This window comes from Methylococcus capsulatus str. Texas = ATCC 19069 (assembly GCF_000424685.1).
In the GTDB taxonomy this organism is placed as follows: Bacteria; Pseudomonadota; Gammaproteobacteria; order Methylococcales; family Methylococcaceae; genus Methylococcus; species Methylococcus capsulatus.
Map to the genome: position 1 here is coordinate 77,115 of NZ_AUKJ01000016.1, position 18,798 is coordinate 95,912.

The following is an 18,798-nucleotide window of genomic DNA, read 5'->3' on the forward strand; positions in this document are numbered from 1 at the left end:
TGCCAGACACGCGGGTGTCCATCGTTCTCAGCGCGCGACGAGATGATTTACCGATCCAGGACTCAGACCAACTGGTGCTAGTCGGTTCAGGCTATCAAACCGAAAGCGAAGCAAGAGCCGCCGGTTCGCGGTTACAAGATGCATTGATGGTGGCCCTTGCCAGAGTTCGCGTTGGGGCCGATTTTGGCCATCGTGCGGCAAAGGGAATGTTTACCACCCATGGATTGAATTGGGTTGAGGAACAGATTGGGCAAAGAGTACTGAACGATATCCATGGGCTGATGGTTTTTCAGTCCGAGCCAAAGCCGCGCTTCGCATCAATAAACGCTCAAATGATTCGCAGAGCCAGCCCAGAGATATTTATGTCTGCTTTCACGCAGGCGATTAGTTTGCAACCACAAATCTCCGAACGTGATTTGCTGGCCTACACGCTATTTAATGCTTCGTTCTTTCAGCCTACAGCGGATAGCCGTTTTCTGCTGCTGGTCATGTCCATTGAGGCACTGATTGAGCCAGCCCTTCGGTCATCTGACGCGCAAAAATACGTGGAGTCGCTAATCGAGCAAACAAAGTCTTCGCCGCTTCCAGTCGAAGAACGCAATTCAATTCTTGGTTCCTTGCGCTGGCTTCGCAGGGAGTCGATAAATCAGGCAGGTAAACGCCTTGCAACGGAGCGACTGGGGGACAGAGTGTACGGAGATAGAACCGCTCCGGAGTTTTTCACTCATTGCTATCAGATGCGAAGCGACCTTGTCCATGGAAATCTTCCAGTGCCAACATTCGAGGACGTTGGCGGGGCAGTGGCAACACTAGAGGTCTTCGTCTCTGATTTATTGACGGGTCCCATTCTTGGGTATCCGGTGCAATGAACCATCTGTCATCTAGCATTGCGCTTAACCGGACCTGTGCGAAAAGCCGCGCAGGCCGGTTAGCTTTACGTTAGGTTTCGAAACAATGAGCGATGAATTGATAAGCAAGCTAAACGACGCCATAAAAACTGGAGAGATTCTATCTGTGATTTATCACGGAGGTAGCCAGCCCGGTTCCGTTCGCCAACTAAGTCCAATCAAAGTTACGTCGAGAGAGGTTCGAGGAATAGACATTTCAAGCAACGAGGTAAAAACCTTTCTTGTCGCTAAAATGGAGCTGGCTAACTCTACTTCGTCGCCGAAACAGTACGATCCAAGTACTAAGAGTGGTAGCCTTGAACCAGCAACAATCCGAGAGGCTTACCAAGGGCAAGTAGAAAAATTAAAAGAACTCGGTTGGTATGTTGGGCTAGAGAAGGATGCAATTTCATTGCACAGGTATTTTAAGAACGGAAAAATTCGTAAAGGAGCAGATGTGGTAATAGCGAAATACGATGATAATCCTTCAAGACCATTCTACGTTTACGGCCCGAGTTTGGCTTCGGCCCGTACTTTTGGAAAGCTATCAAGTGCAATGGAATTGTTTAATGAAGAATCAAAAACACATGCGCCAAACAACAAGACCTAACCATGGGCTCAAAGGGACGCTCCATTTCGCTGTGCGCCCATGATCCAAAGCGTTATGCCAATTCTAGTAACTTAATCTAGGACCAAGCTTCATCCCCTTTGGCCCGGCAAATGGGATAAGACGGCATTGGATGGTCCGGTGCGGAGGAGACGAAGTAGCTCGCAGAGCTATCCTGCAACAACCCCCTCTTCCCGCATCAGATAATCGTTGAGCCAGAACCCGGCGAGTATGAGCGGCGCCAGCAGCAGGCTGCCGATCATGACGAACAGGGTGCTGGCCGCGGCGATGACGGGCAGGGCAAACGGTGCGATTCGCCGTCCCAGGTTGCGCAAGTATCCGGACATGATGTCTTCCTCCCCATAGTGCGTTGATAGAGTCCAATTTCCGCGCGCTGCGGGGCGGTTCCGCGCTTACCGAATCTTTACACAGGCTTGCGGTCTTCCCAAGCTTTTCCGGCCTAGACTGGCCCCGTACATGCCGACGCATGTCCGCACTTCTTTTCAACTCACGAGGTCCGTCATGAAAACCGCGATCAAGATACTTGCACTGGCCATCGCCCTCGCCGCCCAGCCGGCCTTCGCCGGGCGCGATCCCGGTGAGCGCCTGGAACACATGAAAAAGGAGCTCAAGCTCACGCCCGAGCAGACCGAGCAGGTGCGCAAGATTCTGGAGGAGTTCGAACCGCAGCGGAAGGCGCTGCACGAGCAGAAGCGGGCGCTGCACGAACAGGTGCGCAGCCGCCTCAAGGCGGTCTTGAGCAAGGAGCAGGGCGAGAAATTGGATAAGATGGCGGAGGAACGCCGGGCGCGCCATCACCGGGGTTGGGATACGGAGCCCGCCAAGTCTCCGTCCCCCTGATTTCCGTCAGGGCGGCGGCGTGATGTTGTGTTGACCGTCGCCTTCCCTCACCCCTTCCCCTCTCCCAGAGGGAGAGGGGCCTGGCTCCCTTCAGAAGGGCAGGGGATGAGGGTTTGCGGCCTTTCCGGTTTCCGATGACGCCCGATTCAGGATGGTCCCCACTTCGAACAGTCCGGCTCTCAGCGCATGACCCGATTGCTGCTCATCGACGACGACACGGCGCTGTGCGAGCTGCTCAGCGAGTACCTCGCCCTGGAAGGCTATGCGGTGGAAGCCGTGCACGACGGCGAGGCCGGTCTGGCGGCGGCGCTCAGCGGCCGGTACCGGCTGGCTCTGCTGGACGTGACCCTGCCCCGCCTCAACGGCTTCGAGGTGCTGAAGCGCATCCGCCAGGAATCGTCCCTGCCGGTGCTGATGCTCACCGCCCGCGGGGACGATTTCGACCGGGTCGTGGGCCTGGAAATCGGCGCGGACGATTACCTGCCCAAACCGTTCAATCACCGCGAGCTGGTCGCGCGGATCAAGGCGATCCTGCGGCGCACCGATCCGGACTCTCGGCCGGCTTCCGGCACGCGAATCCTGGAAATCGACGACTTGTCGATCAATCCGGCGAACCGGGAGGTCCGGCGCGGCGGCGTGCCGGTCGAACTGACCGCCGCGGAGTTCCTGCTGCTCAAGACCCTGGCAGAGGTTCCGGGCACGCTGGTCGGTCGCGACGAGCTGACGCGGATCGTCCTGCACCGGCGCCTGACACCGTTCGACCGCGCCATCGACATGCACGTGAGCAATCTGCGCCGCAAGCTGGGCGAGAAGCCGGACGGCAGCCCGCGCATTCGCACGGTGCGCGGCTCCGGCTATTTCTACATCGGCACGCCATCGGGCCGCGGCGATGGTTCGGCATAACCGGCTGTTCTGGAAGATCTTCTTCTGGTTCTGGCTGAGCATGGTCAGCGTCATGGTCTCGCTGACGTTTGCGCTGTCCGTGCTGGTCGATCCGGCCGATATCCTGCCGGAACGCCGGGCGCTGTTCCGCGAGCTGGAGACGGTGGGGCGGGTGCTGGAGCGGTTGCCGGGGGACCGGTTCGAGGCGCTGGACACGCTGACCTCCTGGCATGCGTCGCACGGCTTTCGCAATACCCTCTACGTTTTCGACGGGGCCGGCCGGCCGCTCGGCGTGCGCGAGCCGCCGGGGAGTCTGCGGGATTTCTTTCGGGAAACCCGCGACGCCACGGAATACCGCATGGCAGTCCGGGACGGGCAGGTCTTGCTGGGGCCGTACCGGCTCGAGCGCGAGGGCGCGGAATACCTGGCCTATCTGGTCAAGTCCAAGCCGACCCACATGCTGCACAAGCTGTGGCGGCTCATTTCACACGAGCCTTCGGTGTTTCTGGTGCTGCTGGTGGTGAGCGGCGCGCTGTGCTTCATCCTGACCGCTTATCTGGTGGCGCCGATCCGCGAGCTGCGCGCCGCGGTCCGGCGTATCAACGAAGGTCAACTGGACACGGCGGTTTCCGCCGCCGTGGTCTCCCGGCGCGACGAGATCGGCCAGTTGGGGCAGGATTTCAACCGGATGGCCGGGCGGCTGAACCGTCTGGTCAGCGCGCAGCAGCGGCTGCTGCGCGACGTGTCCCACGAGCTGCGTTCGCCTTTGACGCGGATGTCCATCGCCCTCGGGCTGGCGCGCCGGAAAGGAGCCGGGGGCGCGGAGGGCGAGCACGAGCGGATCGAACAGGAGATTTCTCGGCTCGACGGGTTGATCGGCCAGATTCTCCAATGGTCCCGCCTGAACGATGGCGGGGCAGGAGCGGGCGCCGGGACCCTGGAGTTGTCGGGGCTGCTCGCGCAGCTGGTGGACGACGCTGATTTCGAGGCGCGCGCCGCCGGCAAGCGGGTGCGTCTTACCCAAAGCGAAACCTGCCGGATCGATGCTGCGGAGCCGGTGCTGGCGAGCGCACTGGAGAACATCGTCCGCAACGGCATACGTCATGCGCCGGCGGCCGGAGAGGTGGAAGTGCGGCAGCGCGTGGCCGGAAGCCGTGCGGTGATCGAAGTGCGCGACTGCGGCCCCGGCGTTCCGGAGGAACATCTGGCGTCGATATTCGAGCCGTTCTTCCGGATTCCGGAGCCTTCGGTTTCCGCTCCGGCGCCGAACGGAAGCGGGCTGGGGCTGGCCATCGCCAAACGGGCGGTCGAGATGTGTGGCGGTACGGTCCGGGCGGAGAATGCGGCCCCGGGCCTGAGGGTCGTCGTGATGCTGCCTTTGTCGGCTAAAGCATCCGCGCCATGACCAGGGCGTCTTCGCGGCCATTGCGCGCCGGGTAATAGCCTTTGCGGGTGCCGACTTCGTTGAAGTCGAGGCTGCGGTAGAGCTTGATGGCGTTGTGGTTGGACGGGCGCACCTCCAGGAAGACGACTTCGGCGGCGCGCCTCCGGGCTTCATCGATCAGGTGTTCGAGCATGATACGGCCATAGCCCTTGCCCTGCGTGTGCGGGGCGACGCACAGGTTGAGGATGTGCGATTCGCCGGCGCCGGCCGAAACGATGCCATAGCTGACGATCCGCCCGGCCTTTTCGCCGACGAAGCAGCCATAGTTCACGTTGAGGCAGTCGCGGAAGGTCGGCGGTTCCCAGGGAAATTCGTAGGCGCTCTTTTCGATGTCGATGACGGCCCGGAGGTCGGTCTTCCTCATCGGCCGCAGCAGGTATTCCGCCCGTTCGGCCAGGCTGGGATTATGTTTGTAGTAGAACTCGGTTTCGGCGTCGTAGCTCATCCACTTCTTGATCTGGTCGAACAGGCTGGCCATGGTCTTAGCTCGAGGGCGTGACGGGTGATCGGTTCAGGGTCTCGACGGCAAGCAGGAGGTCCTGCCAGGCCTTGCGCTTCTCCAGGGGAGCGCGCAGCAGGTAAGCAGGGTGATAGGTGATGACCAGCGGGATGTTTTCGTACCGGTGCACCCTTCCTCGCAGCTTGCCGATGGTTTCGGTGGTTTTCAGCAGATTCTGTGCGGCGATGCGGCCTGCGGCAAGGATGATGCGGGGCCGGATCAGCGCGATCTGGCGCTTGAGATAGCTTTCGCAGGCGGCGGCCTCCTCCGGCTTCGGGTCGCGGTTACGCGGCGGGCGGCATTTGAGGATGTTGGCGATGTAGACCTCTTCGCGCTTCAAGCCGATGGCCCTGAGCATCTCGTTGAGGAGTTGGCCGGCGCGGCCGACGAAGGGCTCGCCCTGCAGGTCCTCCTGTTCGCCGGGGGCTTCGCCGATCACCATCCAGGTGGCGCGGCGGTTGCCGACGCCGAACACGGTTTGGGTGCGGGTGAGATGCAGCTCGCAGCGGGTGCAGGCGGAGACTTCCGCCGCCAGGCGGTCCCAGTTTTCCTCATCCGGTCCTTCGCACTCCCTTCTCCCAGGGGGGGAAGGGGGTGCGTCCGCTGCCGGTTCGGCCGCCGGGACCGGCTGACTCCGCAGCTTCCAGACCGGGATGCCCATGGCGTCCAGGTACTGGAGGCGGAGCCGCTCTTTCAGGTCCGTATAGTCACACATCCCCGACTTGCGGGTGGGTGCGCTGGATGGGCGCCAGCAGTTTGTTCACGGCGTTGACGTAGGCCTTGGCCGAGGCGATCACGATGTCGGTATCGGCGCCCTGGCCGTTGACGATGCGCCCGCCTTTCTCGAGCCGCACGGTGACCTCGCCCTGGGCGTCGGTGCCGCTGGTGATGTTGTTGACCGAGTACAGCGTCAGCGCGGTGTCCGTGTGCAGCAGCGATTCGATGGCCTTGAGGCTGGCGTCCACGGCGCCGCCGCCGCTTGATGTGCCGGTGCGTTCCTCGTTGTCCACCTTGATGGTGACCTGGGCGTGGGGAATCTCGCCGGTTTCCGAGCAGACCCGCAGCGCGACCAGCTTGACCCGTTCGTCCTCGGCTTCTGCGCCGGCTTCGGTGATGAGGGCCTGGAGGTCCTCGTCGAAGATCTCGTGCTTCTTGTCGGCCAGCACCTTGAAGCGCTGGAACACCGAGTTCAGTTCTTCTTCCGAGGCGAACTCGATGCCGAGTTCCTGCATCCGGGTACGGAACGCGTTGCGGCCGGAATGTTTGCCCAGCACCATGCGGTTGGTGCTCCACCCCACGTCCTCGGCGCTCATGATCTCGTAGGTTTCCCGGCTCTTGAGCACACCGTCCTGGTGGATGCCCGACTCGTGGGCAAAGGCGTTGGCACCGACGATGGCCTTGTTGGGCTGGATCGGGAAGCCGGTGATGCTGGAGACCAGTTTGGAGCAGGCCACGATTTCCCGTGTCTCGATGTTGGTGTGGCAGGGGAAGATGTCTTTACGGGTGCGCACCGCCATGACGATCTCTTCCAGCGCGGCGTTGCCGGCCCGCTCGCCCAGCCCGTTGATGGTGCATTCCACCTGGCGCGCGCCGTGCAGCACGGCGGCCAGCGAATTGGCGACCGCCAGTCCCAGGTCGTTGTGGCAGTGAACCGAGAACACGGCCTTGTCGGAGTTCGGAATCCGCTCGATCAGCCGGCCGATCATGTGCCCGAACTGTTCCGGGAAGGCGTAGCCGACGGTGTCGGGGATGTTCAGCGTGGTCGCCCCCGCATCGATCACGGCTTCCAGGATGCGGCAGAGGAAATCCTCCTCGGAGCGTCCGGCGTCCTCGGGCGAGAATTCCACGTCGTCGGTGTACTGGCGGGCCCGCCTGACGGCCTTGACCGCGTATTCCACCACCTGGTCGGGCGACATCTGCAGCTTGTGCCGCATGTGGATGGGCGAGGTGGCGATGAAGGTGTGGATGCGGGCGCGCTGGGCGTCCTTGAGGGCTTCGCCGGCGCGGTCGATGTCGCGGTCGAGGGCGCGGGCCAGGCCGCAGACCCTGCTGTCCTTGATGGTCCGGGCCACGGCCTGGACGGCCTCGAAATCGCCGGGGCTGGCGGCGGGAAAGCCCGCCTCGATGACGTCGACCTTCAGACGCTCCAGCGCCCGGGCGATGCGGACCTTTTCATCGCGGGTCATGGACGCGCCGGGGCTCTGCTCTCCGTCGCGCAAGGTCGTGTCGAAAATGATCAGTTTGTCGTGCATGGCGAAACTCCGCTAGGGCCGCCGGTTCGATGCGGACGGCCGGTTCTGTTCGTCCGGGATTATTGGGGTATATCGAAAAGGTTCGCGTGTTCTGCCCCTCAGGGCAGGAGCAGGCGGAGGAAACCGAGAGACGACAGCGCGCGCGCCGCCGCACCGGTGAGCGGCGCGGCATCGAAGCGGAAGGTGGGCGGGATCGACATGATGCGTTTCATTGGCTGGGAATATACACGGCCCCGGCCGGCTTGCCAACGCACGGTGGTCACGGGCGCCGCTCGCCCCGCCGCCGTTTCAGCAGGGCCAGCGTCAACGCGGGGCCCGACAGGGCATAGGCGCCGAAGAACAGGAACAGCACCAGCGGCGGGTTGGAAAACAGCACCGCGAACAGCAGCATCACGAAGATGGCGTTGACGAAGGGTACCCGCCCCCGCAGGTCGACGTCCTTGAAACTGTAGTAGCGGAAGTTGCTGACCATGGCCAGCCCCGTGGCGACGGAGAGCCCCAGGGCGATGTAGCGCATGGTCTCGCCGCTCAGGCCCTGGTCCACAGAGAACCAGACGAAGCCGGCCAGGATGGCGGCGGCGGAGGGGCTGGGCAGGCCCTGGAAATAGCGCTTGTCGGCGGTGGCGATCTGGGTGTTGAAGCGGGCCAGGCGCAGTGCGCCGCCGGCGGTATGGACGAACGCGGCGACCCAGCCGAGCTTGCCCAGAGTGGACAGCGACCAGATGTAGACCACCAGGGCGGGCGCCGCCCCGAACGAAATCATGTCCGCCATGCTGTCGTATTCCGCACCGAACGCGCTCTGGGTGTTGGTCATCCGGGCGACCCGGCCGTCCATCCCATCCAGGATCATGGCGACGAAGATCGAAATCGCGGCCAGCTCGAAGCGCTGGTTGAGCGCCGCCGTGATGGCATAGAAGCCGGCGAACAGAGCGGCCGTGGTGAAGAGGTTGGGCAGCAGATAGATGCCGCGCCGACGCTTGGGATTGGGAGATGCGTTTTCTTCCATGGTGGAAAACTGTCGTGCCGGCACGGACGTCCGCGCCGGCACAAAGTATCAGTTCTTGCTCGTGTCCACAATGCGGTTGGCCTTGATCCACGGCATCATGTCGCGCAGCCTGGCGCCCACGCTCTCGATGAGATGCTCTCGGCCGAGACGGCGTTTCGCTTTCAGGGTGGCGGCTCCGGCCTGGTTTTCCAAAATGAACTCACGGGCGAATTCGCCGGTCTGGATCTCGCGCAGGATTTTCTTCATTTCCTGCTTGGTCTGCTCGGTGACGATGCGCGGACCACGGGTCAGGTCGCCGTACTCTGCCGTATTGGAGATCGAATAGCGCATGTTGGCGATGCCGCCTTCGTACATCAGGTCGACGATCAGCTTGAGTTCGTGCAGACACTCGAAATAGGCCATCTCGGGCGCATAACCGGCTTCGACCAGCGTCTCGAAACCCGCCTGCACCAGTGCGGTGGCGCCGCCACACAGGACGGCCTGTTCGCCGAACAGATCGGTTTCGGTCTCTTCGCGGAAGGTGGTCTCGATGATACCAGCCCGACCGCCGCCATTGGCCGAAGCATAGGACAGCGCGAGTTCCTTGGCGCGCCCGCTGGCATTCTGGTACACGGCGATCAGCGAGGGCACGCCGCCGCCCTGGGTGTAGGTGGAACGTACCAGATGGCCGGGACCCTTGGGCGCGATCATGATCACGTCGAGGTCGGCACGCGGGGTGATTTGCTCGAAGTGGATGTTGAAGCCGTGGGCGAAGGCGAGGGCGGCGCCCTGCTTGATGTTCGGCGCGATCTGTTCATTGTAGAGGCGGGCCTGATGCTCGTCCGGCGCCAGGATCATGATGACGTCCGCCTGTTTGACCGCATCCTCGACCGAGGCGACCGCGAGGCCGGCGTTCTCGGCCTTCTTGGCGGAAGCCGAACCCGGACGCAGCCCCACCACGACCTGCACTCCGGAATCCTTGAGGTTGTTGGCGTGGGCGTGGCCCTGCGAGCCGTAGCCGATGATGGCAACCTTCTTTCCCTGGATGATGGAAAGGTCGGCGTCTTTGTCGTAGTAAATCTGCATGGAACTTCCTCTCGTTGAGCTTTTTTTAAGGGCAGGTTGCCGGGGAAACCCGGCTACGGGATCAGACGTGGAGTCCGCGCTCCCCGCGCAGGATGCCGGTGGTGCCGGAGCGCACCACCTCGATGAGGTCCTCGTCCCGCAGAGCTTGCAGGAAGGCATCCAGCTTGGACTTTTCGCCGGTGACCTCGATCACGTAGCTGGTCGGCGTCACGTCGATGATGTTGCCGCGGAAAATGTCGGCCAGCCGCTTGACCTCCTCGCGGCCGCCGTTGGTCGCGCGTACCTTCACCATCATCAGTTCGCGCTCGATGTGGGCCGATTCCGACAGGTCGACCAGCTTGACCACGTCGATCAGCTTGTTCAGCTGCTTGGTGATCTGTTCGATGATTTCATCGCTGCCGGAAGTCACGATGGTCATGCGCGACAGGGTCGGGTCCTGGGTTGGCGCCACGGTGAGCGATTCGATGTTGTAGCCGCGGGCGGAGAACAGGCCGGCAACGCGCGACAACGCGCCCGATTCGTTTTCGAGCAGTACGGAAATGATGTGACGCATGATCAGGCGAGCTCCCTGTCAACCGCAGTACCGGGCGCCAGCCGCATCTCGTGATGGGCCTTGCCGGATTCGACCATGGGATAGACGTTTTCGGTGGGATCGGTCAGGAAATCCATGAACACGGTGCGGTCCTTGAGTTTCAGGGCTTCTTCCAGGGCCGGGCGCACGTCGGCCGGTCTGTCGATGCGCATGCCGACGTGGCCGTAGGCCTCCGCCAGTTTGACGAAGTCCGGCAGAGTCTCCAGGTAGGAGTGCGAATAGCGGCTTTCATAGATGAACTCCTGCCATTGTCGCACCATGCCCATGTAGCCGTTGTTCAGGTTGACGATCTTGACCGGGGTGCGGTACTGCAGGGCGGTGGCCAGCTCCTGGATGCACATCTGGATACTCGCTTCGCCGGTGATGCAGATGACCTCTTCCTGCGGATGCGCCAATTTGATGCCGATGGCGGCCGGCAGTCCGAAGCCCATCGTGCCCAGGCCGCCGGAATTGACCCAGCGGCGCGGCTTGTCGAATTTGTAGTATTGGGCCGCCCACATCTGGTGCTGACCGACGTCGGAGGCCACGAAGGCGTCGCCCCGCGTCAGTTCCCATAACTGTTCGATGACGAACTGCGGCTTGATCCTGTCGCTGCTGCGGTCGTAGCGCAGGCAGTCGAGGCTGCGCCACTGGCCGATCCTCGCCCACCAGGCCTTCAGCGCCTCGGCATCGGGGGTGCGGCCGGAAGTCTTGATCAGCTCGATCATGTCGGCCAGCACCGGCGCGACGTCGCCGACGATGGGGATGTCCACTTTGACCGTTTTGGAGATCGAGGCTGGGTCGACGTCGATGTGGATGATTTTGGCGCCGGGACAGAATTCGGCGATCTTGCCGGTGACGCGGTCATCGAAGCGGGCGCCCACGGCGAGCAGCACGTCGCAGTCGTGCATCGCCATGTTGGCCTCGTAGGTGCCGTGCATGCCCAGCATGCCGACGAACTGGCGGTCGGTGGCGGGGTAGCCGCCCAGACCCATCAGGGTGTTGGTGATGGGGAAGTCGAGCAGCCGCGTCAGCGTGGTCAGTTCGTCCGCGGCATTGCCGAGGATGACGCCGCCGCCGCTGTAGATCATCGGTCGGCGAGCCGAGAGCATGAGTTCCACCGCCTTCTTGATCTGGATCGGATGACCCTTCACCGAAGGATTGTAGGACCTCAGCGATACGCTGCGCGGATACTCGTAGGGAATCTTGACGTTCGGATCGGTGACATCCTTGGGGATGTCGATCACGACGGGCCCCGGGCGTCCCGTGGTCGCGATGTAGAAGGCTTTCTTGAAAGTTTCGGCCAGCTTGTGGATGTCCTTGACCAGGAAGTTGTGCTTCACGCACGGTCGAGTGATACCGACGATGTCGGCCTCCTGGAAGGCGTCGCTGCCGATGACGGGGAGGGGTACCTGGCCCGTGATGACCACCAGCGGGATCGAATCCATGTAGGCGGTGGCGATGCCGGTGACGGCATTGGTCGCACCGGGGCCCGAAGTCACCAGGACCACGCCGGGTTTGCCGGTGGAGCGGGCGTAACCGTCCGCCGCGTGGGTCGCGCCCTGTTCGTGGCGCACCAGGATGTGCTTTACATCGTCCTGTTTGAACAGCGCATCGTAAATATGCAGTACCGCACCGCCCGGATAGCCGAAGATGTATTCCACACCCTCGTCTTTCAGGCATTGGACGACGATTTCCGCACCGCTGAGTTCCACGCTTCGGCCCCTCTTTACTGATCAGGCGCTTACGGGCGCCCGTTGCAAACCGCTCCAGTGTGGGAGCGCGCAAGTGAAAAGTGGAGAACCGTACCCGGAACTTCGTGTTACGTCAAGAACAGCTTTGGAAAGCTCGGGTCGCTTTCCTGCGATGCCGCCGCCGGACCATCCCTGGGTGGATGCCAGCCTCGGGATTGGTCCCGGATACCGTATCAAACCAGCAAGCCGGCGGCGGCTGCCTGCTCGACGCGCTGAATGAACCAGTCCAGTGCCTTGCCTCGATGGCCGCTGCGCCACGCCAGAAACAGCGGCACCTGCGGCTTGGGCTCCTCCACCTCCTTGCAGATCAGCGTACCCCGTGCCAAATCCTGCAGAACCAGTTGTCGCGGCAGGTAGCCGACCCCCAGTCCACGCCGATGGGCTTCCAGCTTGGCCTCGGTATCCGGTACGGCCAGGGTGTCCTGACCCGAGAGCAGACCGGAGGTGCGCGGCGGCAGATTGCGCGAGCTGTCACTCGCCACCACGGCGCGGTGGTGCTGGATGTCGGCGCGCTGCAGCGGTTCCGCCAGGCCGGCGAGCGGGTGACCGGGCGCGATGGCGAACACGAACTCCACCACCCCCAGCGGCCGGGTGGCCAGCCCCCCGCCGGGCGGCGCCTCGCCAGGCGCACCGATGACCAGATCGGCACGGCTCGTGGCCAGGGCATCCCAGGTACCCCCATAGACCTCCCGGCTCAGCTTGATGCGCGTTGCGCAGTTGAGGACGTAGAACGCCTCCAGCAGGGGGTAAAAACGGTCCAAGGGAATCAGATCGCTCAAGGCGATGCGCAGCTCGGTCTCGAAGCCCCTCGCCACCTGCCTCACCCGTTCCTCCAATTCCGCCGCGGCACGCAGCAGGTGGCGGCCTTCCTGCAACAGTTCCCGGCCGGCCTCGGTCAGCGTGGCGCGGTGGCCGCTGCGATCAAACAGGATTACGCCCAGATCCTGCTCCAGCTTTTGGATGCCGTAGGTCACCGCAGAGGGTACACGATGCATTTCCTCTGCGGCAGCGGCGAAGCTGCCACGGCGTGCGATGGCGTCGAGCAGCCGCAATCCGTCCAGGTCGATCCTGATCATTCAATATTTCCGAATGATTTTTCCAAATATTCTCGCTATCAAGCCGCAAAACCCATGTTTATGATGGTTTCGGTTTTCAATGAAGGCAAACCATTGGAGCACCTATGATCCGGATCAGGCACAGCCAGGAGCGCGGCCACTCCAGCCACGGCTGGCTCGACAGCCGTCACACCTTTTCCTTTGGGGACTACTACGATCCGCGCCACACGGGATTTTCCAGCCTGCGCGTGATCAACGACGACCGCGTGCTGCCGGCGGCGGGCTTCCCCACCCATCCGCACCGCGACATGGAGATCATTACCTACGTGCTGGAAGGCGCGCTCGCGCACAAGGACAGCATGGGAAACGGCTCGGTGCTCCGCGCCGGCGAGGTACAACGCATGACGGCCGGGACCGGGATCACTCACAGCGAATTCAATGCCTCGGATGCCGACGGTGTGCACTTCCTGCAGATATGGATCCTGCCGGACCGGCGTGGCTACACACCCGGCTACCAACAGGCGCGCTTCAGCGCGCAGGACAAGGCCGGTCGCCTGTGTCTCGTGGCCTCGCCGGACGGGCGTAGCGGCTCGCTGACAATCCACCAGGATGCGCTGCTCTACGCCACCGTCCTGGACGCGGACGAGGCCGTGCAGCATACGCTCGCGCCCGGCCGCTGCGCCTATGTGCACGTGGCGCGCGGAGAAATACGGCTGAATGGCACGAGATTGACCGCTGGCGATGGCGCGGCGATCGTCGATGAAGCCCTGCTCCACTTGAGTACCGACAGCGCGGGCGAGGTGCTGCTGTTTGACCTCACCGCCTAGAAGTAGAAACGCGAACTATCAAAAAGGAAACCCCCATGCACGACAAACCCGCCGTTACCCAACACCCCATCCACGACATCATCGCGCGCCGCTGGAGCCCGCGCGCCTATGACGTCAACAAGCGGGTCAGCCGCGCCCAGCTGATCTCCCTGCTGGAAGCCGCGCGCTGGGCGCCGTCCTGCTATGGTGACGAGCCGTGGCGCTTCATCGTGTGGGATCGCAACCACGATGCCGCCGCGTTCCAGAGGGCCTTCGACTGCCTGGGCGAATTCAACCAGGGCTGGGTGAAGAATGCGCCGGTGCTGATGCTGGTGCTCGCCAGCGAACACTTCCGCAAGGGCGCCCCTAACCGCTGGGGCATGTTTGATGCGGGTGCCGCCGCCGAAAACGTGTACTTGCAGGCGGTGGCGCTCGGGCTGGCGGCGCATCCCATGGGGGGCTTCGACGCGGAAGAGGTCAAGCGGGCATTCAACGTGCCGGACGGCTACACTCCCATGGCGATGATCGCCGTCGGCCATCAGGCGGATGCGGCGGTCCTGGACGGCGATTTGCATGACTCGGAAATCGCCCTGCGCCAGCGCCGTCCGCTGGGCGAAAACTTCTTCGAGGGGGAGTGGGGCAGGCCCGTCGTACCATCGGGCCTGTGACGCCGGGCAGTGGTTCCTCGAAGGTTCGTGCTGGTCGGGATACCCGTTTATCCCAGCGACTCGACGAGGCGCCAGTAGGTTCGCATGTACAGATAGGTGCAGCGTTCCCGGGGTGGTTCATCGAATCGAGGGTGGGAGAGCAGCCGGTCGAGGCAGTTGGCGATGTTACCCGCGATCACGGGGGAAGGGGTGCGGGCGTATTGCATCAACAGTGAGCGCAGCAGGCCGATCAGGATGTCGGTGGAGATTTGCGGCTCGGTAAGTGTCGAAGAGTGGGGATGCATGGAAGGCTCCTGAAGCAGGGTTGGCACGCAGGTCTTTTCTCAGGATTCCGCGCCAGAGCGGCATCCTGTCTGAAATGATAACTATTATCATTTGATAGTCAACCGTAGCCGGTTAGCGGTTTCCGAACGCGTGACCAGGTTCGCAGTCGCCGGGCTGCGTCTTCAAGGAAAGAGCGGGGTTGTCCCGCTCAAACATTTCGATTATCATTGAAATGTCGAAATCCACAGGCATTGCGCAGATTGGGACGCCAGTGGAAAGCGCCCGCATTTGCCGTGGGTACGTTCGGGCAGTCATGACAGTTTCGATGAACGTTGAGGAGAGTCGGTGTGAAACGTTTGCATGTCCATATTTCGGTGGCCGATATCGATGCGAATGTCGGTTTCTACAGCGCCGTTTTCGGCTCCGAGCCGACGGTGCGCAAGTCCGATTACGCCAAATGGATGCTCGAGGACCCGAGGGTCAACTTCGCCATCTCCAGCCGCAGCGGCAAGACCGGCTTGGACCATCTCGGCATCCAGGCCGAAGACGATGCCGAACTGGCCGAATTGAAGCGGCGTCTCGACCGTGCCGATACCCCGATCGCCGAACAGAAGGGCACCGGCTGCTGCTACGCGGTATCGGACAAATACTGGGTACTCGATCCGCAGGGCATCCCCTGGGAGTCCTTCCATTCGCTGGGCGAGATTCCGGTGTTCGGCGAGGCGCCGAAGGCCGAAGCGGGTTCGCAGTCGGCCTGCTGCGCTCCGCCGGTGGACGGGAAGCCGTCCAGGTGTTGCGGGTGACATCACTAAATAGCGGTTCGTCGTCAAGTCCCGGACGATCATGAATACGCCGATGAAACGGATCGGGACGAGTTTCATACCGGGCTTTCATGCTTTGGATCGGAGTCTGCCGGCCGGACAGGCGGTCGGTGAATTGCTCACCCCTTCCCTGGGGTTCGTCCCGTCGGGAACCGCTACGCGGTCCAAAATCGCTCCAAGCGATTTTGTCCTTGCCGTTGTCGAGGAGGAGCTGGGGGATTTTGATCGGAGAAGCCTTTACAGGCTGCACCGTTCAGCGAACGTAGCTTGAACCAGGCGTAGACCGCCGGGATGACCACCAGGGTCAGGACGGTGGAGGAGACCATCCCGCCGACCATGGGCGCGGCGATGCGGCGCATGACTTCGGAGCCGGTACCGGTGCTCCAGAGGATGGGCAGGAGGCCGGCCATGATCGCCGTCACGGTCATCATCTTCGGTCGCACCCGCTCCACCGCGCCGGCCATGACGGCGCGATAGAGATCGTCCGCGCCGGGCCGGCGGCCTGCCCGGCGGGCTTCCTCACGCAGTTCCTTCCAGGCATGGTCGAGATAGATCAGCATGATGACGCCGGTTTCCGCGGCAACGCCGGCCAGGGCGATGAAGCCGATGCCCACGGCGATGCTCAGGTTGTAGTCCAGCAGCCACAGCAGCCACACCCCGCCGACCAGTGCGAACGGCACGGAGGCCATCACGATCAAGGTTTCCGTCAGCCGACCGAAATTCAGGTACAACAGGACGAAAATCACGGCGAGCGTGAGCGGTACCACCAGCATCAGGCGCTGTTCGGCCCGCTGCAGGTATTCGAACTGTCCGCTCCAGGTGATGAAATAGCCGGGAGGGAGTTTCACCGCCGCCTGGACCGCCCGCCTGGCCTCCTCCACATAGCCGCCGATGTCGCGTCCGCGCAGGTCGACGAACACATAGGCCGAGAGCAGGGCGTTCTCGGTGCGGATGCCGGGAGCCCCCTCGGTCACGGAGATGCGGGCGAGCTGGCCGAGCGGAACGTTGGCCCCCGCTTCGGTGGGAATCAGGATGTGACTGCCGATTTCCAAAGGGCTGTCCCGCAGCTCGCGGGGATAGCGCACGACCACCCCGAAGCGCTCGCGCCCTTCCACCGTGGTTGTGATCGTTTCGCCGCCCAGCGCGGTGGCGATCACCTCCTGCAGGTCGCCGACGGTCAAGCCGTAGCGCGCCAGCTGGGTGTAATCGGGCTCGATGTTGAGGTAATGGCCGCCGGTGACGCGTTCGGCGTACACGCTGGTGGTGCCGGGTACGTGCTTGATGGTCTGCTCTATCTGACGGGCGAGGTGGTCCAGGGTTTCCAGGTCCCGGCCGAACACTTTGACTCCGATGGGTGTGCGTATGCCGGTGGAGAGCATGTCGATCCGGTTCTTGATCGGCATGGTCCAGGCGTTGGTGACGCCGGGGATCTGCAGCGCCTGGTCCATCTCGGCAACGAGTTTGTCGATGGTCATGCCCGGCCGCCACTGGGCCTGAGGCTTCAGGTTGACCAGGGTCTCCGCCATTTCCAGCGGCGCCGGATCGGTGGCGGTCTGGGCGCGGCCGGCCTTGCCGAACACCGAGGCGACCTCCGGAAAACTCTTGAGGATGCGGTCCTGGGTCTGCAGCAGTTCCGACGCCTTGGTGATGGAGATGCCGGGGAGGGTGGTCGGCATGAACAGCAGGGTGCCTTCGTTCAGTGTGGGCATGAATTCGCTGCCGAGGCGCGAGGCGGGGTAGAGCGTCGCCGTCAGGGCGGCGAGGGCGCCGGTCAGGGTCAGTGCCTTGTGGCGCAGCACGCTCCGGATCACGGGCCGGTACAGGGCGATGAGCAGCCGGTTCACCGGGTTGCGGCCTTCCGGCAGGATGCGGCCGCGCACGAACAGCAGCATCATGACCGGCACCGCCGTGACCGATAGCAGAGCGGCGCCGGCCATGGCGAAGGTCTTGGTGTAGGCCAGCGGATGGAACAGCCGTCCTTCCTGGGCTTCCAGCGCGAACACGGGCAGGAACGACACGGTGATGATCAGGAGGCTGAAGAACAGGGCCGGCCCCACCTCCCGGCAGGCGGCGCGGATCAGTTCGATCCGGGGTTGATCCGGATTGCGTTCGAGATGTTTGTGGGCGTTCTCGATCATGACGATGGCGGCGTCGACCATGGCCCCGATCGCGATGGCGATGCCGCCCAGGCTCATCAGGTTGGAATTCAGATCCATGGCCCGCATCACCATGAAGGCGATCAGGATGCCGACCGGCAGCATCAGGATGGCGACCAGGGCGCTGCGCAGATGGAACAGGAACAGCACGCACACAGCGGCGACCACCGCGCTTTCCTCCAGCAGGGTCTCGCGTAGGGTGGCGATGGCGCGCAGGATCAGTTCGGAACGGTCGTAGACCGGGACGATGTCGACGCCTTCGGGCAGGCCGGGGGCGATTTCGAGCAGCCTGGCCTTGACGCTGCTGATCACGTCGAGCGCGTTCTGGCCATAGCGGGCCAGGGCGATGCCGGACACCACCTCGCCTTCGCCGTTCAGTTCGGCGATGCCGCGGCGCTCGTCGGGCACCAGTTCCACCCGCGCAACGTCCCGGATCAGCACCGGGATGCCGCCCGCCGCCTTCACCACCAGTTGCTCCAGGTCGGCGATGCCATGGAGGTAGCCGCGCCCCCGTACCATGTATTCGGTTTCCGCCAATTCCACCACGCGCCCGCCGACGTCGGTGTTGCTGGCGCGGATCACCTCGATGATCTTCTTCAAGGGCACGCCGTAGGCCTGCAGCTTGTGCGGGTCGACGGTCACCTGGTACTGCTGCACGAAGCCGCCGATGCTGGCGACCTCGGCCACGCCCTGCGCCTTGCTGAGCTGATAGCGCAGGAACCAGTCCTGCAGCGTGCGCAGTTCGGCCAGGGTCTGGCCGGCGCCGGTGAGCGCATACTGGTAGACCCAGCCGACCCCGGTGGCGTCCGGGCCGATGCGCGGCGTGACGTTCTTGGGCAGCTTGCCGGCGGCGGCGTTGAGGTATTCCAGCACCCGCGAGCGCGCCCAGTAGATGTCGGTGCCGTCGTCGAAGATGATGTAGACGTAGGAGGCTCCGAAGAACGAGAAGCCCCGCACGACCTTGGATCGGGGCACGTTCAGCATCGAGGTGGTGAGGGGATAGGTGACCTGGTCCTCCACCACCTGCGGCGCCTGGCCGGGGAATTCCGTGTAGACGATGACCTGGGCGTCGGACAGGTCCGGGAGGGCGTCCAGCGGGGTGCGAACGATCGCGTAGATTCCGGCGGCGATCACGGCCGCCATTGCCAGCAGCACCAGGAAGACATTGCGCAAGGACCAGTCGATGACGTGCGCGAGCAT

General features: G+C 63.2%; 19 protein-coding genes. 8 read left to right on the forward strand and 11 right to left on the reverse strand.

The genetic code is table 11. The annotated features are described in order from the left end of the window. Window positions 1-14 precede the first annotated feature (14 nt). Window positions 15-869, forward strand: coding sequence for a hypothetical protein (locus H156_RS0102600; RefSeq protein ID WP_154656633.1), 855 nt, complete (start codon window positions 15-17; stop codon window positions 867-869). Window positions 870-954: 85 nt separating this feature from the next. Continuing rightward, entirely contained in the window at window positions 955-1,497 is a 543-nt protein-coding gene (locus H156_RS16920; RefSeq protein WP_154656634.1) for a WYL domain-containing protein, read from the forward strand. Window positions 1,498-1,664: 167 nt separating this feature from the next. Here the strand turns inward: H156_RS16920 and H156_RS16925 are convergent, their stop codons facing one another. Then, window positions 1,665-1,841, reverse strand: a complete 177-nt coding sequence (locus H156_RS16925; protein ID WP_017365377.1) for a hypothetical protein — start codon at window positions 1,839-1,841, stop codon at window positions 1,665-1,667. Window positions 1,842-2,016: 175 nt separating this feature from the next. Between H156_RS16925 and H156_RS0102610 the strand changes: the two genes are divergently transcribed. The 3 genes from H156_RS0102610 to H156_RS0102620 all read left to right on the forward strand — a co-directional run bounded on the left by H156_RS0102610 (window position 2,017) and on the right by H156_RS0102620 (window position 4,642). Further along, window positions 2,017-2,355, forward strand: a complete 339-nt coding sequence (locus H156_RS0102610) for a Spy/CpxP family protein refolding chaperone (protein ID WP_017365376.1) — start codon at window positions 2,017-2,019, stop codon at window positions 2,353-2,355. Window positions 2,356-2,541: 186 nt separating this feature from the next. Then, window positions 2,542-3,258, forward strand: coding sequence for a response regulator (locus tag H156_RS0102615; protein ID WP_017365375.1), 717 nt, complete (start codon window positions 2,542-2,544; stop codon window positions 3,256-3,258). Next, window positions 3,245-4,642, forward strand: coding sequence for an ATP-binding protein (locus tag H156_RS0102620; protein ID WP_017365374.1), 1,398 nt, complete (start codon window positions 3,245-3,247; stop codon window positions 4,640-4,642). The genes H156_RS0102615 and H156_RS0102620 overlap by 14 nt, the downstream gene beginning before the upstream one ends. Here H156_RS0102620 and rimI read toward each other — a convergent pair. The 8 genes from rimI to H156_RS0102665 all read right to left on the reverse strand — a co-directional run bounded on the left by rimI (window position 4,623) and on the right by H156_RS0102665 (window position 12,904). Beyond that, the gene (rimI, locus tag H156_RS0102625) at window positions 4,623-5,159 is read right to left on the reverse strand and encodes a ribosomal protein S18-alanine N-acetyltransferase (RefSeq protein ID WP_017365373.1); all 537 of its coding nucleotides are present in this window, start codon (window positions 5,157-5,159) and stop codon (window positions 4,623-4,625) included. The genes H156_RS0102620 and rimI overlap by 20 nt on opposite strands. Before the next feature lie 4 nt (window positions 5,160-5,163). After that, complete coding sequence (locus tag H156_RS0102630) at window positions 5,164-5,895, reverse strand: uracil-DNA glycosylase (RefSeq protein ID WP_017365372.1); 732 nt, start codon at window positions 5,893-5,895, stop codon at window positions 5,164-5,166. Next, window positions 5,888-7,432, reverse strand: coding sequence for a 2-isopropylmalate synthase (locus H156_RS0102635; protein ID WP_017365371.1), 1,545 nt, complete (start codon window positions 7,430-7,432; stop codon window positions 5,888-5,890). The genes H156_RS0102630 and H156_RS0102635 overlap by 8 nt, the downstream gene beginning before the upstream one ends. 259 nt (window positions 7,433-7,691) lie before the next feature. Further along, window positions 7,692-8,438, reverse strand: a complete 747-nt coding sequence (gene pssA, locus H156_RS0102645) for a CDP-diacylglycerol--serine O-phosphatidyltransferase (RefSeq protein WP_010961503.1) — start codon at window positions 8,436-8,438, stop codon at window positions 7,692-7,694. Between the two features lie 48 nt (window positions 8,439-8,486). After that, entirely contained in the window at window positions 8,487-9,503 is a 1,017-nt protein-coding gene (gene ilvC / locus H156_RS0102650; RefSeq protein WP_010961502.1) for a ketol-acid reductoisomerase, read from the reverse strand. 61 nt (window positions 9,504-9,564) lie between these two features. Continuing rightward, on the reverse strand, window positions 9,565-10,056 hold the full coding sequence (ilvN, locus tag H156_RS0102655) for an acetolactate synthase small subunit (RefSeq protein WP_010961501.1): 492 nt from the start codon (window positions 10,054-10,056) through the stop codon (window positions 9,565-9,567). Between the two features lie 2 nt (window positions 10,057-10,058). After that, entirely contained in the window at window positions 10,059-11,789 is a 1,731-nt protein-coding gene (locus H156_RS0102660; protein ID WP_017365368.1) for an acetolactate synthase 3 large subunit, read from the reverse strand. A gap of 212 nt (window positions 11,790-12,001) precedes the next feature. Then, window positions 12,002-12,904: a LysR family transcriptional regulator gene (locus tag H156_RS0102665; protein ID WP_017365367.1), complete on the reverse strand. Its 903-nt coding sequence runs from the start codon at window positions 12,902-12,904 to the stop codon at window positions 12,002-12,004. A gap of 104 nt (window positions 12,905-13,008) precedes the next feature. On the opposite strand from H156_RS0102665, the gene H156_RS0102670 reads away from it, so the two are divergent. Continuing rightward, the gene (locus H156_RS0102670) at window positions 13,009-13,710 is read left to right on the forward strand and encodes a pirin family protein (protein WP_017365366.1); all 702 of its coding nucleotides are present in this window, start codon (window positions 13,009-13,011) and stop codon (window positions 13,708-13,710) included. A gap of 35 nt (window positions 13,711-13,745) precedes the next feature. Beyond that, window positions 13,746-14,357, forward strand: a complete 612-nt coding sequence (locus H156_RS0102675) for a nitroreductase family protein (RefSeq protein ID WP_017365365.1) — start codon at window positions 13,746-13,748, stop codon at window positions 14,355-14,357. 47 nt (window positions 14,358-14,404) lie between these two features. Here H156_RS0102675 and H156_RS0102680 read toward each other — a convergent pair whose 3' ends face one another. Further along, window positions 14,405-14,641 carry a hypothetical protein gene (locus tag H156_RS0102680; RefSeq protein ID WP_017365364.1) on the reverse strand — a complete coding sequence of 79 codons (237 nt, stop codon included), beginning with the start codon at window positions 14,639-14,641 and terminating at the stop codon, window positions 14,405-14,407. Between the two features lie 327 nt (window positions 14,642-14,968). On the opposite strand from H156_RS0102680, the gene H156_RS0102690 reads away from it, so the two are divergent. Then, entirely contained in the window at window positions 14,969-15,424 is a 456-nt protein-coding gene (locus H156_RS0102690) for an ArsI/CadI family heavy metal resistance metalloenzyme (protein WP_010961495.1), read from the forward strand. 173 nt (window positions 15,425-15,597) lie between these two features. On the opposite strand, the gene H156_RS0102695 is transcribed toward H156_RS0102690, so the two are convergent. Continuing rightward, the gene (locus tag H156_RS0102695; protein ID WP_017365362.1) at window positions 15,598-18,798 is read right to left on the reverse strand and encodes an efflux RND transporter permease subunit; all 3,201 of its coding nucleotides are present in this window, start codon (window positions 18,796-18,798) and stop codon (window positions 15,598-15,600) included.